This is a genomic window from Serratia sp. BNK-4 (assembly GCF_048685115.1).
In the GTDB taxonomy this organism is placed as follows: Bacteria; Pseudomonadota; Gammaproteobacteria; order Enterobacterales; family Enterobacteriaceae; genus Serratia; species Serratia bockelmannii.
Map to the genome: position 1 here is coordinate 3,046,653 of NZ_JBLQTM010000001.1, position 13,510 is coordinate 3,060,162.

Annotated in this window: 13 protein-coding genes, 1 tRNA gene and 1 pseudogene; 5 read left to right on the forward strand and 10 right to left on the reverse strand. The window is 58.2% G+C overall.

Annotated features, from left to right (window positions below; all coding sequences use genetic code 11):
- The first annotated feature begins 9 nt into the window (after nucleotides 1-9).
- A tRNA-Asn gene (locus ACMGGW_RS14625) sits at nucleotides 10-85 on the forward strand.
- 97 nt (nucleotides 86-182) lie between these two features.
- Here ACMGGW_RS14625 and ACMGGW_RS14630 read toward each other — a convergent pair.
- Entirely contained in the window at nucleotides 183-1,016 is an 834-nt protein-coding gene (locus ACMGGW_RS14630; RefSeq protein ID WP_197832562.1) for an oxidoreductase, read from the reverse strand.
- 105 nt (nucleotides 1,017-1,121) lie between these two features.
- On the opposite strand from ACMGGW_RS14630, the gene ACMGGW_RS14635 reads away from it, so the two are divergent.
- Complete coding sequence (locus ACMGGW_RS14635; RefSeq protein WP_197832545.1) at nucleotides 1,122-2,042, forward strand: AraC family transcriptional regulator N-terminal domain-containing protein; 921 nt, start codon at nucleotides 1,122-1,124, stop codon at nucleotides 2,040-2,042.
- A gap of 87 nt (nucleotides 2,043-2,129) precedes the next feature.
- On the opposite strand, the pseudogene ACMGGW_RS14640 reads toward ACMGGW_RS14635, so the two are convergent.
- Nucleotides 2,130-2,867: pseudogene (locus ACMGGW_RS14640) on the reverse strand (SDR family oxidoreductase).
- Between the two features lie 249 nt (nucleotides 2,868-3,116).
- Nucleotides 3,117-3,689 carry a hypothetical protein gene (locus ACMGGW_RS14645; RefSeq protein ID WP_049203295.1) on the reverse strand — a complete coding sequence of 191 codons (573 nt, stop codon included), beginning with the start codon at nucleotides 3,687-3,689 and terminating at the stop codon, nucleotides 3,117-3,119.
- A gap of 129 nt (nucleotides 3,690-3,818) precedes the next feature.
- On the opposite strand from ACMGGW_RS14645, the gene ACMGGW_RS14650 reads away from it, so the two are divergent.
- Nucleotides 3,819-4,709: a LysR substrate-binding domain-containing protein gene (locus ACMGGW_RS14650; RefSeq protein WP_089181099.1), complete on the forward strand. Its 891-nt coding sequence runs from the start codon at nucleotides 3,819-3,821 to the stop codon at nucleotides 4,707-4,709.
- Here ACMGGW_RS14650 and ACMGGW_RS14655 read toward each other — a convergent pair.
- From ACMGGW_RS14655 to ACMGGW_RS14685, 7 genes are all read right to left on the reverse strand, one after another.
- Nucleotides 4,706-5,434, reverse strand: a complete 729-nt coding sequence (locus ACMGGW_RS14655; RefSeq protein WP_089181100.1) for a PA1136 family autoinducer-binding transcriptional regulator — start codon at nucleotides 5,432-5,434, stop codon at nucleotides 4,706-4,708. The two genes, ACMGGW_RS14650 and ACMGGW_RS14655, sit on opposite strands and share 4 nt — an antisense overlap.
- Nucleotides 5,431-6,306 carry a glyoxalase III HchA gene (gene hchA / locus ACMGGW_RS14660; RefSeq protein WP_197832544.1) on the reverse strand — a complete coding sequence of 292 codons (876 nt, stop codon included), beginning with the start codon at nucleotides 6,304-6,306 and terminating at the stop codon, nucleotides 5,431-5,433. The genes ACMGGW_RS14655 and hchA overlap by 4 nt, the downstream gene beginning before the upstream one ends.
- A gap of 102 nt (nucleotides 6,307-6,408) precedes the next feature.
- On the reverse strand, nucleotides 6,409-7,176 hold the full coding sequence (locus tag ACMGGW_RS14665) for an ABC transporter ATP-binding protein (protein ID WP_197832543.1): 768 nt from the start codon (nucleotides 7,174-7,176) through the stop codon (nucleotides 6,409-6,411).
- Nucleotides 7,163-8,173, reverse strand: a complete 1,011-nt coding sequence (locus ACMGGW_RS14670) for a FecCD family ABC transporter permease (RefSeq protein WP_049209236.1) — start codon at nucleotides 8,171-8,173, stop codon at nucleotides 7,163-7,165. Before ACMGGW_RS14670 ends, ACMGGW_RS14665 begins: the two co-directional genes overlap by 14 nt.
- 42 nt (nucleotides 8,174-8,215) lie before the next feature.
- On the reverse strand, nucleotides 8,216-9,292 hold the full coding sequence (locus ACMGGW_RS14675; RefSeq protein ID WP_025303468.1) for an ABC transporter substrate-binding protein: 1,077 nt from the start codon (nucleotides 9,290-9,292) through the stop codon (nucleotides 8,216-8,218).
- Between the two features lie 46 nt (nucleotides 9,293-9,338).
- Nucleotides 9,339-9,737, reverse strand: coding sequence for a hypothetical protein (locus tag ACMGGW_RS14680; protein ID WP_025303469.1), 399 nt, complete (start codon nucleotides 9,735-9,737; stop codon nucleotides 9,339-9,341).
- A 16-nt stretch (nucleotides 9,738-9,753) separates the two neighbouring features.
- Nucleotides 9,754-11,124, reverse strand: a complete 1,371-nt coding sequence (locus ACMGGW_RS14685) for an MFS transporter (RefSeq protein WP_197832542.1) — start codon at nucleotides 11,122-11,124, stop codon at nucleotides 9,754-9,756.
- 334 nt (nucleotides 11,125-11,458) lie between these two features.
- Here ACMGGW_RS14685 and amiA point away from each other — a divergent pair, with 334 nt between their 5' ends.
- Nucleotides 11,459-12,301 carry an N-acetylmuramoyl-L-alanine amidase AmiA gene (amiA, locus tag ACMGGW_RS14690; protein WP_049209241.1) on the forward strand — a complete coding sequence of 281 codons (843 nt, stop codon included), beginning with the start codon at nucleotides 11,459-11,461 and terminating at the stop codon, nucleotides 12,299-12,301.
- A 54-nt stretch (nucleotides 12,302-12,355) separates the two neighbouring features.
- Complete coding sequence (locus ACMGGW_RS14695; RefSeq protein ID WP_197832541.1) at nucleotides 12,356-13,408, forward strand: porin; 1,053 nt, start codon at nucleotides 12,356-12,358, stop codon at nucleotides 13,406-13,408.
- The last annotated feature ends 102 nt before the right edge of the window (nucleotides 13,409-13,510 follow it).

The following is a 13,510-nucleotide window of genomic DNA, read 5'->3' on the forward strand; positions in this document are numbered from 1 at the left end:
TCACACGATTCCTCTGTAGTTCAGTCGGTAGAACGGCGGACTGTTAATCCGTATGTCACTGGTTCGAGTCCAGTCAGAGGAGCCATATTTAGAGAAGCCCGCTCAGGGAAACCTGAGCGGGCTTTTTGCTGTTGGGCGGATCATAATCGGTGATCCCCTGAACTCTCGCTACCCCAAACCGTTCAGCCATCCGTTGAACGGGTGAGCTTCTCCCATTGTTCAATTTCCTGACCTAACGCCTCGAGCTTTTGCCGCACCAAACTTAATGCGTCACTGCCTAACAACAGATGCGTGGGTGGGTTCCCACTCTCGATCAATGCCAGCATGGCGTGAGCCGCCTTAACCGGATCGCCGAGTTGCTTGCCGCTTTTTTCCTGACGCGCCTGACGAACAGGTTCAAATAACGCGTCATAGTCAGGGAGACGGCGAGGGCTACGTACCATTGAACGCCCGGCCCAGTCCGTTCGAAACGAGCCGGGCGCCACGGCGGTCACGTGTAGGTTGAACGGGGCAAGCTCTTTACTTAAGGTTTCTGATATTCCTTCCAGTGCAAATTTGCTGCCGCAGTAATAGCTGATACCGGGCAAGGTAATGAAACTGCCCATTGAGGTGATATTGATAATGTGGCCCCGACGGCGCTGGCGCATGCCCGGTAGCACGGCTTTGATCATCGCCACCGCGCCAAACACATTGACGTCAAACTGGCGGCGCAGCTCTGCAAGCGGGGATTCTTCCAGAATGCCTTCGTGGCCGTAACCGGCATTGTTCACCAGCACATCTATCGGACCGACGGCGGACTCTATCTCTCCAACCACCTCATCAATACGTTCATCGTCCGTGACATCAAGCAGATAGCCAAAAGCCCGCTGCGTATCGAGCGCGGCGAAAGCCTGCAGCGCTCCGCTGTTGCGCACCGTCCCTACAACCCGATGCCCTACGGCGAGGGCTTCCCGCGCCAGCGCCTGACCAAAGCCACTGCTGACGCCGGTGATTAAAATCGTTTTTGCAGATGCCATAAAAAGAACTCCCATGAACCAAGAAGGTTGCATGGTATTCTCTGTTCTGCCGCATTTTTAGGCCGTATTTTCTCTTTTTCTTGCCTGATTTTATGAGGTGGTGGGATGTCCGACATGATTGCCCTGATGAATAGACTTGCGGTGCAAGAGGGATACAACCTCACTGCCCTACCTGATGTGCGAATTTTGCGTTCCGATCGCCCGCTTGCCAGAACGCCGGTGCTGTACGATCCGGGGATCGTGATCGTCTGCCAGGGCAGCAAACGCGGCTATTTCGGTCAACAGACCTATTTATATGATGAGCAGCACTACCTGGCGGTTTCGGTGCCGGTGCCGTTTGTGATGGAAACCGACGCGTCGGCAGCACATCCGCTGCTGGCGATTTATATGCATCTGGATTTTCAGCTTGCCGCGGAACTGATGTTGCAGATTGAACAGCATGGCGCCCCGCATCCTCCCGTCACGCCGCAAAGCATGATGTCGAGCCCCATGGACAGCGCGGTAAAAATGGCCGTACTTCGCTTACTTGAAGTCCTGGCTAACCCACTTGAGGCGGCGATCCTCGGCCCGGCGCGGGTGCGTGAGCTTTATTTTCGCGTGCTGACAGGCGCACAGGGCAACGCAATGCGTGCCGCGCTGGCCTTGCAGGGGCAATTTGGCAAAATCGGTAAAGCGTTGCAGCACATCCATGCCGCTTACGCGGAGCCGTTAACGCTGACGCAGCTGGCGATGATGGCCGGCATGAGCGTGCCGACCTTTCATAGCCATTTCAAAGCGATAACGCAGATTCCGCCAATGCAGTATGTGAAATCGGTACGCCTGCACCAGGCACGAATGCTGATGGTGCGCCAACAAATCACCGCCGCCGCCGCGAGTTACGCCGTTGGCTATGAAAGCCCATCGCAATTTAACCGCGAATTCAAGCGTCTGTTTGGCCTGCCACCGGCAGAGGAGATAAAGCGTATGCAGCATCACTTCGCCATTCCGCCCGCGCAGCCTGCCTCGGCATTTGTTTCATCGCACTGAGGCTTATTCGGTATGGCACACTCTACCTTGAGGTATGGGGCGAGGAACGGACGTTGAGCACTCTGCTCAACGTCGCCAAATTGAGCCTTAATCTCCCAGTTTTTCGCGAGTGGGACCTTCAAAGTAGATGCTACTTATATGGCAACTACGCGGTTGACCTAACACAAAACGAATGGTTTCCCAGATCGAGCGCCCATTCATTAAACGTTCCCCCATTTTGGATTGGCTATCGATAAACATATCTAACCCTGTCAGTTCGAAATCCGGGGGGTACAACCCGGTCACACGTATATTCTCTTCGGACAGCAGGTGAGAAAGTTTATTTGTAAACCCGCTAAGCCCGTGTTTACTTGCAAAAAAAGCGGGATGCGCAATTGAATCCGTAAAATTTGGAATCCCTCAGGAAGATATAATTGAGACAATATCCGCGCTTTCTGAACGCCTTAACCCAGGCAGTAATGCCTGAGTCAGTAAAATCGAACCTGTCAGTCCTGAACTTATAGTACTGATGATTTCTGTGTCTGGTTGATCGTCTAACGATCCTGACAGCCACTGAGCAGCATTGAGAATCAAAATGTCTATGGATTTGTCTGAAGTTAATAACTGTGAAGAAAACTGAGAAATGGCATCAGGCTGGGTTAAATCGCAGACATACCCTTTTGCAATCCCGCCTTCAGCCGTGATGATGTTACAGGTTTTTTTAATATCATCAGCACGCCTCGCGCAAAAATCCACCTCGACGCCTTCTCGCGCCAACCACACGCACAGCGCCTGACCAAATCCACCGCCGCCACCGGTAATCACAGCTCTTTTGCCTCTCAGCATCTTCATCCATCCTTATTAATGACTATGTGTGGAGGTAGATATACATGAGGAGGTGGATTGCCATCTTTCAGTTAGTGCCATTTTTACATAAGAGGGAAGAATAAGCTGCACTGCAATCTGTTTAATAGCGAACCAGGGGGAAGACAACGTCCGCTTCTGGTACAAAGCCGACCGTCAGATAACAATTCCCCACAAACACCAAAAGACCCACCCTGTCCCCCAGGCAGGCCTTTGGTCCTCCGCAATGTCTCAGGCCCCATCCCGCTCCGCAACCCGCGCCATCAATGCCCCCAGCAGCGCCAGGTCGACAAGCAACGCCAGCGCGAAACAGGCTCCCTTTATCCCCGGCGCGGCATAGGTTTGCACCAGCGAAGCGGCAATCACTACGGCCACGATAGTCACCACCGTCGTCAGCCTGCACGCCACGGCGAACGCCGCTTTCTCCCCCACTGCCGTGCGGTAGGCGACGCCCTGCCCCAGACCGCCGAGGACGATGCCCGCCAGCAGGGCCGGCCAATCATGGCCGCCGAACAGCATCAGCAGCGTCAATAGCCACCCCACCGCTGCCAGTAAAAAGCCGTAGCGGAGAATCGCCAGCGCAGGCCGGTTCCGCAGCGGCCGTAGACGGGCCAGTGCGGCGCCGCCGAGAAACGCCAGCGCCAATGCCGTTAGCAGCATCAGGGTCGCGCCGATGCCCAGCAGATTTTCGGTCTTCAGCAGCAAGGCGCCTGCCGCGGCCGGCACGCTGAGCGCCAGGGCGCTCGCCGCCGCTCCCGTGTGTGCCATGGCGCCCAGGGCACCGTTGTTGATATAAAGGCTCATCGTTCACTCCCGACATGATGGAAATGATGAAATAAATTCATTTCCCTGTTCACATGTCAGTAGCCTATCTCTTGTATAATCGCTCAGACAAACTCATAGTTTTCAGCCTTGGATGAGAATAATTCAGCCATGAGAAAAACCCGTTTGCCGCCGCTGGGCGCGCTGCGCGCCTTCCACGCCGTGGCCGGCTGCCGCAGCTTCAAGCTGGCCGCCGAGGCGCTGGGCGTCAGCGCGACGGCAGTCAGCCACCAGATCAAGCTGCTGGAGTCGGTGCTGGAATGCCGGGTGTGCGAGCGCAGCGCACAGGGCGTCAGCCTGACCGAGACCGGCGAGATCCTGTATGCCGGCACCCAGCGCGCCTTCGCCGCACTGGAGCAGTCCGTCGCCCAAATCACCCGCGCCCAGCAGCCGCCGGCGCTGACCGTCACCACCACCTCCAATTTTCTCACCCACTGGCTGGTGCCGCGCCTGGCCGATTTCAAGGCGGAGTTTCCCGCCATCGATCTGCGCCTGCACACCAGCGTCGAGCGGGTCGATCTCAGCCAGCGCACCGTGGACGTCGCCATCCGCTACCGCGAAACACCGGAAAGCGATCTGCACTGCACCTTGCTGCATGAGGATCGTTTTATCGTGGTGGCCAGCCCGGCGCTGGCGCTGGAGCGCATCGAAGATTTGCAGCGGGTGACGCTGTTTCACGTGGAACATCGGCAGGTGCCCGCCGACGCGCCGACCTGGGAAAACTGGCGACGGCGCTACGGGCCGGAAGGGTTGAACGTGGAAGCCGGGCTGACCTTCAGCGACGAAACCCATGCGCTGCAGGCGGCGGTGGCCGGCCAGGGGGTGGTGATCGCCAGCCGGCTGCTGGCGCGCGATTTGTTGCAGCGCGGCGTGCTGGCCGCGCCGTTCGAGATGTCGTTACCCGGCGCCAACTACTATCTGGTGGCCACTGAAGAAACTGCGCAGCGCCCCGATATCATTGCGCTGCGCGAATGGTTGCTGCGGCAAATGGCGACGGGCTAACGGCGCTCGGGGGCGATCTCCCCCAGGCGGATCGCCACGCCGATCGCCTGCGCGGTGGTGGCGGCGCCGAGGCGTTGGCGAATACGCCGCAGGTGGTTTTCCACCGTGCGTTCAGACAGGCCGAGCATCGCAGCGATATCCGCCTGCCGCCGGCCGATGGCGGTCCAGCTCAGCACTTCGCGCTCACGCGCCGACAGTCGGCCCTCTCCCTCGCCGGCCGCCGGTGCGAACAGCCGCCGTGCCGCCTGAAAGGCCGCCGTACCCACCAGCGACAGCGCCAGCCGCACCGGCGGCGAGGCATCGATGCGCTCGCCCCCCAGGCTGACGGCCCCCTCCAAACCGGCCGGGCCAAACACCGGGATCTGCACGCCGTGCAGGCCGGCGCCGCGCGGCGTGCGCACAATCCGATAGCGCTCGCCCTGCTGCGCCCGGGTTTTAGTCCAGAAGAACGGCTCGCTGGCCCGCAGCATGTGCCGGGTCACCGGGCAGTGCCGCACGTAGGTCAACGCATCGACGGCCTCGCCGTCGCCGAACCAGTCGCCCTCGACCCAGTAGATATGCTCGATCCCCGCCTCCGCCGTGGCGGAAGCGGAAAACAGCACAAAGCGATCGAAGCCGAACGGCGCGGCGAAGGCGCGAACCCGCCCCTGAATGGCGGACAGGGTTCGCTCGTGGTCCATCGCCAGCGCCGTCTGGAAAGCGCGCTGCGCGATCTCGTCGCTCATCGCGTGGCGACGTCGGCCAGCAGCGTCTCTGCCGCCAGTTTGCCGAGGTTGTTGGAAGCCAGCGGGCTGTCGCCGGTCAGCAGGCGCCGATCTTTATGCACCTTGCCGGTGATGTCGGCGTTGACGATCTTAACGCCCCGCTCGCGCAGGCGTTCGCCCACCAGCCAGGGCATCGGACCGGGAATATAGCCGATGTCGATGTTGGCGCCGGTATCGAGCGAGTCCGGGAACACGCACATCTCATAGCCACGATAGAGGAAATCCTCTTTGTTCTCGCCGATGCCCGCCGCCAGCAAACCGGCCGGCCCGTGGCACAGCGAAATCACGTAGCGATCGTTGTCATGCGCCCAGTGCAGGGTCTTTTTCACCTCTTCGCTGAACGGGATATCATTGAGCACGCCGTGGCCGCCGGGAATGAAAACGCCGAGGTAGTTGCCGCCATCCAGATCCTTCACCACTTCCGTCAACTTTTTCGGCTGCTTGAGCTGGCTGCGGTACTTCTCGTAGGTGGCCTTGACTGCTTTATCTTCATGCGGGAACGCCCACATCTCCAGCTTCACCGGATCGCCGGACGGCGTGGCGATGTCGATCTCGAAACCGGCCAGATCCAGGTGATACATCGGCAGCAGCATCTCGACCGGGTGGTTGCCGGTGGAGAAGAACTTGCCGTTTTGCATCAGCAGGTAACGCTCCTGCGAGGCGATCATCAGCACCTTCCACTTGCCGCCGCGATAGGCGTTCGGGTAGCTGGCGCCCGTGAAGTCGGTTTTGGACGAGGTGTACTGGCTGAGGGAGTAAGGGGATGGGAAGAACGCGTTGTCTTCCGCCACATCCGGGGTGGGATTACGATCGTTGGATACTGAATCAGTCATGATTATCTCCATATTCACCGTTGCATTTCTCTTTCAGCTTAAATAACCGCCGGCGGGGCCGCAATGAGGGATATCCCTTAATCACCCTCGCGCTGGCGGCGCTCAAGCGGGGTGCGGTAGCGCGACAATGAACGTTTCTTCGCTGACGCCGGCATATTCGTACCGGCACTTTCTCACCGGTACCTGGAAGTAACGCTCCAGGATATCCTCTTGCAGCAAGGCGTTTTTATCGCCAAACATGCACTGTCGCTTATTCATCAGCAGGCACTTGTCGGAGATGCGGTCGGCATAATGCAGAAAATGCGTATTCAGCACGATCGTCATCTGCCGCTCTTTGGCGAGGCGCCAGAGCATCTCGATCATTTTAGCCTGATTGTAAAAATCCAGGTTCGACTCCGGTTCGTCGAGGATCATGACGTCGGGGTCCGCCGCCAGCGCCTTGGCGAAATAACACATCTGCAGTTCCCCGCCGCTGATCTGGTTGATATTTTTCTGCGCCAGCGGCGCGATCTCCAGCGCATGCAACACCGCCTGCGCCCTGGCGACATCTTGCCGCCGCGGCCTGGCGAACCACCCCGCCTGGCGAGCACAGCCGAAAGTGACAAAATCGAGCACCCCATAAGCGAAATGCGGCGTTTTCGCCTGCGGCACATAGGCCAACCGGGCGGGCCGATTGTCGATGCGGCCGATCTTGCACCCGCCAGACAGGGGCCGGCACAGGCCCGCGATGTGTCTCAGCAACGTGGTTTTACCGGCGCCGTTCGGCCCGAGCACGCTGAGGATCTCGCCCCGCGCCAGATTAAAACTGACGTTGTCGAGAAGGGGTTCTCGCCCCTTGAAACCCAGGGTCAGCTGGTTAACTGTGATCATGTTTGCTGCTCATAACAAAAAGGAGAGCGAAAAGTGGCGCGCCGATCAGCGCGGTCAGGATGCCGATCGGGATTTCAGCATAGGTGGCACCTCTGGCGATATTGTCGATCACCAGCAAAAACAGCGCCCCGCTCAGCGCCGAAGCGGGGATCAGGCGGCCGTGGTTATACCCCAACACGCTTCTCACCAAATGCGGGATCACCAAGCCGACCCACCCCACCACGCCGGCCAAGCTCACCGAGGCGGAAACCAGCAGGGAGGCGGCGATCAGCAGCAGGATCTTCAGCCGAGGCGGATTCAGGCCGGCGATGCGCGCCTCGTCGTCTCCCAGCGAGAGAATGTTCATGTTCCACCTGAGCCGGTAGATAGTCAGGTAACACGCCGCAAACAGCGGGATCAGCCAATAAACCTGCGCTTTCGCTACCGAAGCGAAGCTGCCCATCAGCCAGAAGACGATCGCCGGCAAGGTATCCTGCGGATCGGCGACATATTTTATGACCGAGACAAACGCGATAAACAGCGACGCGATAATCATGCCGGACAAAATCGTGGTGAGTGCATCCTGCCGGCGTTTGAGGCGGCAGATGCCCAGCACCAGCAGCAAGCTCACCACGCCGAAAAGAAACGACAGCAGGGAACTCAGGGCAAAAGGCAAACTCAACAAAATGCCCAGCGCAGCGCCAAAGGCGGAGGCGGAAGAGGTGCCCAGCACGTCCGGGCTGGCCAGCGCGTTTTTCAGCACCGCCTGAAAGGTCGCGCCGGCGACCGCCAACCCGCCGCCCACCAGCATCACCGCCACCACCCGCGGCGCGCGCAGGTTAAAAATCACCGAATAGCGGGCCTGGTTTTCCCCCGGCATGTTCCCCTGCCATAAAATCTGCACCACGTCATGGGCCGACAAGGCGTAGCGGCCGGCAAACAGCGATGCGAAGGCGACCACACAGAGCGAAATAAACAATCCCGCCATGATCGCCACATATTTTCCTCTGCCCGGCATCCCCAAGCTCCTCCAACGAACTCACGCTATTCAACCGTGGCACTAGCGTTGCGCCAGCACCTCATCCAGCAACCGGTCCGGGATCGCATAAGAGAACATCGTCTGATAATAGCGACGCGTCTCCTCCCGCAGCGTTTTGTCGCTAATGTCTTCAGGGGCATACCGGTTGATCATAAACAGCGGCAGCAGTGACGTTTCCGCCGACAGGCCCCCCCAGTTGTGAATGCCCACCGGCGTCGAGAAAACCTTGCCGTTTTTCACCGCCCTGAGCGTCTCCCACGCCTGGCCGGGGATCCCCCCGTGCAGCAGCGCTTTGGCGCTGCCGAACACCACGAAAATCACATCCGGGTCCCAGGCCATGATTTGCTCCATCGAAACGTTGATGTACCTGCCGGCATCCCCTTTTACCGGCAAATCCCCGGCGACGTTGTCCATGCCGGCCATTTTCAGATAGGTGTCGCCGTAGGTGTGTGGGCCGCTCACCTTCAGCTGCCTGCCGTCGCTTTCTTCCAGATATAACGCCCTGACGTGCTGCGCGCGGATGGCGGCGGCATAGGGGCGGATCTGTTTCAGGGTCTTTTCCCAGGCGTCTTTGAATTTATGCGTACGCGGCAGGCCGAGGGTGTCGGCGAAGGTATTTTCCCAATACACCTGGGTAACCATCGGCTGGTATTTGGTCTTCCCGCCGGCGTCCAGATCGACCGTCATCACGCCCGCCCTTTCCAGCCGATCGTCCTGGCTTTTGCCGTAGTAATAAATGATGTCGGGCCGCAGATTCATTAACGACTCCATGTTGACCCGATAGTCCTTATTGATGAAATCGGACGTGATCCTGCCGATATCCGGCTTCATGTCCTTCAACACATGCCTATCGGCATGCATGAACGCCCAGGGCCCCACGCCGACGACATGCCGATAGGCCGCCTCGTTCGCCAGGATCACGCCGAAGGGGCAGTTGCCGGTGATGACGATCCGCGGGTAGCTGCCGGGCAGCGTTTGCGTCGCCGCGCTTTGCAACGGCTCGGCCGCCGCCGGCAGGCTGGCGCCGGCGCAAGGCACCGTCGGCAAGGCAAATAGGGCCAGCAGCGCGGTGGCGATAAATTTCACTGTTACGCACATGGTGCCTCCTGCGCGCACGCTCGGCGGCGCGCGTCGATGGGCTGTATTAGGCCGACGCGGCGATGCCTGCTGCCATAATGGTTATCCCGGCCACAAAGACGATTGCCGTGGTGGCTACCGCGCCGCCGCCAACCAACGCGGCGGTTTTTCCCGTGGAAAGGTCTTTTCGTTGCAGGAAAGAAAGCTCTGCCAGGGGAATGATTTTTCCACTGTCGGCGACGATGTCTTTAGGTTCAACCTTCGCCACCGTCAGCTCGCCGCCGCTGCCGTCCTTCAGGCCATATTTCAACTGGTCGCCGACATAGACCGGCGGCTGCAGCAGGTAATACGGGCTATTGAGCCCCGCCTCTTTTTGTTGCAATGCCACGTCGTGGTAGGTCGTACAGCCGGCAAGGGAAAACGCCGCCATCCCGATAACCAACGGCACTAATGGGATAAATCGCATGGGAAACCTCGTGCTTCTATTTGCTGGTTTTTAACGTAACGGCGGACTTGAAGCGCATATAGCTCACGACCAGAGAAAGGAACGAGAATGCCGCCCCCGCCATTAAACTGATATTCGTCGCTTGCGCGCCGCGCATATTGAAGAAAATCGCCACTAACGCCGAACCGACGATTTGCCCGATCAATCGGGAGCTGCCCAACAGGCCGCTGGCGATGCTGCTGTTTTCATGGGACACAGAGGTCATGATCAGCAGGTTGTTCGGTGATTGAAACAGGCCGAAACCGATGCCGCACAGCGCCACGCGCCATACGATCGCCCCATTCGACGGATCGCTGGGCAAATTGGCCATCAGCAGCATGCCTGCCAGCAGACAGGCGAGGCCCGAGAGGGCAACAAGATTGGAATCGTATTTCTTGGCCAAATCACCGGAAATCAGCGAAGACGCCATGGTGGCCAGCGGCCAGGCGGTCAGCAGCAGACCGATGTCCACCACGTTTCTTTGCAGGACATTGTGGAAATAGAAAGGCAGCGATACAAAAGCCAAAAGCTGGGTGCTGTAAGACAGCATCGACATCAGCAAAGACAATGACAGCGTCGGGTTATGCAGCATCGCGACCGGGATCAGCGCGGCGTTGGCCTTTCTTTTCTGATTGATGTACAGCCACCCGGCCAGCCCGGCGAATACCGCAAAGCTGAGCGCCGCCGCCGGCAGATGGTGGGTGGTCATACTCATCGTGCTGAGCGAGAAAGCGATGAACAGCACAAACACCAACAGAGCCCCGCCGCTGTCGAATCCACCGCTGCGCCGCTCGCGGGGGGGCAGGAAGATCAGGCTCAGCAGCAGCGACAGGCAGGCGATGGGAACATTGATGGTAAACAGCCAGTTCCAGCTCGTCTGAGAAAGTATCGCCGAGGCGATGGACGGCCCGGCGGCGGCGGAAACCGACACCACCATCACATTAATCCCCAGACCGCGCCCCAGCAGCCTTTCCGGGTATATCTCCTTGATCAGCGCCGCATTGACGCTGAGCACCGCCGCCGCACCGAAGCCCTGTATCACCCTGAATGCCGTCAGCATCGACAGCGTCGTGGACAGCGCGCAGCCCAAGGATGAAAAAGCGAACAGCACCACCCCGGCTATAAAGATCTTTTTATTGCCCACCGCGCGGCCCAGCGCCGCGAAGGGCATCAAAGAGGCGACAACGGCAAACTGGTAGGCATTAATAATCATGATGGAGGCCGATTCGGAAACGCCGAAATCTTTGGCGATAACCGGCAATGCCACGTTGGCGATGGTACTGTCGAGCATGGCGATGACCGTGCTTAACGAGACCGCGAGAACGGCGAATATATTTAGTGTCTCTTTTTCCTGGTGTTTAAAAGTCATGTTAACGCTCCAAAAACGTGAGTAGCTTCATGCCGGCGGCAAAGACCCCGTTTTTTATCCGTTTTAATGTTTACGTTATAACATATCAATTAAAGAGGAGAATAAATCTCATTTGAAATATTAGATTAAATAGTGTGTCAAAATAAGAATTAACAAATGCAAAACAAATTTATATCAATATAAACATTCAATAAACAAAATAAATGCAGTATAAAAAACCAGTGAATTTAAGGAATGACATTAAAAGTAACAGCCGCTAACAGACAACCCCGCCGGCGCGTGAAATTGTTATGTTATAACAAAAACACCCTTTCCTTTTATGCTGGTTAACCTTATGGCTAAGACGGACCTTTTGAACACCCGGTTATCTCGCCGCAGAATGATGTTGGCAGGGTTGGCGGCCCTGGCGCTGAACGGCGCCGTTTCCCCGCTGGCTCACGCCCACGGCCTGCCACGTCCCAAAAAGCAGAACGGCCCTCAGGGGGCGCGAAAAAGATTCCTGGTCATGTTGGATCCCGGTCATGGCGGCATCGACTCCGGCGCCATTGGCCACACCGGTTCGCTGGAAAAACATGTCGTTCTGGAGATCGCCAGAAATGTGCGTGCACAGCTTGATCGACACGGCATCGATGCCCGCCTGACGCGCGACAGCGACGTTTTTATTCCGCTGTACGATCGGGTGGAGATCGCGCACCGGCATGGCGCCGATCTTTTCATGTCCATCCACGCCGACGGCTTTACCTGCCCCAGTGCCTGCGGCGCGTCGGTTTTTGCGCTTTCCAATAAAGGCGCCAGCAGCGCGATGGCGAAATACTTATCGAACAGTGAAAACGCGGCGGACGATCTCGCCGGCCCCAACGTCATCAAGAAAGATCGCTATTTGCAGAAGATACTGTTTGATTTGGAGCAGACGGAAACAATCAAAGAGAGCCTGGCGCTGGGCTCGCACCTGATTCAGCATATTGCGCCCATCCATCATTTGCATGCCAAAAATACCGAACAGGCGGCCTTCGTGGTCTTAAAGTCCCCGTATATTCCTTCCGTCTTGGTGGAAACCTCTTTCATCACCAACCCTGAGGAAGAAAGGCTGCTCGGCACCCCCGCCTTCCAAAATAAAATTGCCACGGCGATCGCTCAGGGGATCGTCAGTTACTTTAAACGCGAAACGCACGCTTAAGCTTCGCCAGGGCGGCAAGCACACGGGCTTGCCGCGCACAGGGACGGTGCCATCATGATAAAACGCAATCCTCGTTATTTTTCGGTGGGCATGCTGTTCCCCCTGCTGGCCCTGTTGCCGCGCGGCGCCTTCGCCTTGTCGTTGACGGGATCGCAGCAAAACAGCCTGAATTTCTACGGCACGATTATCGCCAGACGCTACAGCGGCCAAAACGAACGCGACGACGGCGACCGCAGCTACCTCTATTTCGGCCTGATAGGCAAAAAAAAGATCGCGCCGCGCTGGCAGGCCTACGCCCACTGGGAATATACCGTCAGCTTCGCCGACGCGAGCCGAAACAGCACCCGGCTCGCCTATATCGGCGTGCAAAACGCCACCCTGGGCAGCCTCGATATCGGCCGTAACTGGGGCGTGCTTTATGATGTGACCGCCCTGACCGATCGCTCCCCGCTGTTTAGGGAAATGGCGTACAACTACATCGATAACTTTATGCGCGGCCGGGCGCATAACCTGCTCACCTACCGCCAAACTTTCAGCCTGTTTCAGCGGCGCGCCGCCCTCGCGTTGCAATATCAGTTCAAAGACGGCGACGATCGGCAAGCGCCGGGCAAACAAAACGGCAACGGCTTCGGCGCCTCGTTCCGTTATGCGCTGACGCCGACGCTCAGCCTCATCGCCGCCGCCTCGGCGTCTCAAACCACGCAGCGGCAGCAACACGCCGCCGGCTATCGCCGACGCATCGATACGCTGGCCGAAGGGGTTCTCTATGCGTCGAAAAAAATCTATCTTGCGGCCGTGTTCACCCAAAGCGACAACGCCATCAGCCCGCAACAAACCGCTAACCGCGGCTCGGCGTCAAGTTATGAAGCGCTCGTCAAATACCGGCTGACGGACCATATTCAGCCCAACATCGGCTATACCCGTTTAATACAGGCCCGGGCAGGCCGCAACACCGACTTATTGAACTACGAAGAGTTGGGGGTGACTTGGTTGCTCAATAGCAACATGCAGGTGTTTATTAACTATGAATTCAATAACCTTTCGCAGCACGCGGCCGGCGTCGATGCGTCGGACAAGCTCGATATGGGCATCAGCTATCACTGGTGATCCGCTTTCGCGCAGCCAATAAAAAGCCCCGCCCGGTGAGGGGCGAGGCTCGCTTAATGGCTCGAGTGGGCCGGCAGCCCAGCGTAGCGCGCTATGGCTAGC

Coding starts and splice junctions, on each gene's coding strand:
- ACMGGW_RS14655 (WP_089181100.1), bottom strand. CDS start 5,434: ATGAGCGACGAGATCGCGCAGCGCGCTTTCCAGACGGCGCTGGCGATG.
- ACMGGW_RS14670 (WP_049209236.1), bottom strand. CDS start 8,173: ATGCCGGGCAGAGGAAAATATGTGGCGATCATGGCGGGATTGTTTATT.
- amiA (WP_049209241.1), top strand. CDS start 11,459: ATGGCTAAGACGGACCTTTTGAACACCCGGTTATCTCGCCGCAGAATG.
- ACMGGW_RS14635 (WP_197832545.1), top strand. CDS start 1,122: ATGTCCGACATGATTGCCCTGATGAATAGACTTGCGGTGCAAGAGGGA.
- ACMGGW_RS14685 (WP_197832542.1), bottom strand. CDS start 11,124: ATGACTTTTAAACACCAGGAAAAAGAGACACTAAATATATTCGCCGTT.
- ACMGGW_RS14630 (WP_197832562.1), bottom strand. CDS start 1,016: ATGGCATCTGCAAAAACGATTTTAATCACCGGCGTCAGCAGTGGCTTT.
- ACMGGW_RS14665 (WP_197832543.1), bottom strand. CDS start 7,176: ATGATCACAGTTAACCAGCTGACCCTGGGTTTCAAGGGGCGAGAACCC.
- ACMGGW_RS14645 (WP_049203295.1), bottom strand. CDS start 3,689: ATGAGCCTTTATATCAACAACGGTGCCCTGGGCGCCATGGCACACACG.
- ACMGGW_RS14675 (WP_025303468.1), bottom strand. CDS start 9,292: ATGTGCGTAACAGTGAAATTTATCGCCACCGCGCTGCTGGCCCTATTT.
- ACMGGW_RS14680 (WP_025303469.1), bottom strand. CDS start 9,737: ATGCGATTTATCCCATTAGTGCCGTTGGTTATCGGGATGGCGGCGTTT.
- ACMGGW_RS14695 (WP_197832541.1), top strand. CDS start 12,356: ATGATAAAACGCAATCCTCGTTATTTTTCGGTGGGCATGCTGTTCCCC.
- ACMGGW_RS14650 (WP_089181099.1), top strand. CDS start 3,819: ATGAGAAAAACCCGTTTGCCGCCGCTGGGCGCGCTGCGCGCCTTCCAC.
- hchA (WP_197832544.1), bottom strand. CDS start 6,306: ATGACTGATTCAGTATCCAACGATCGTAATCCCACCCCGGATGTGGCG.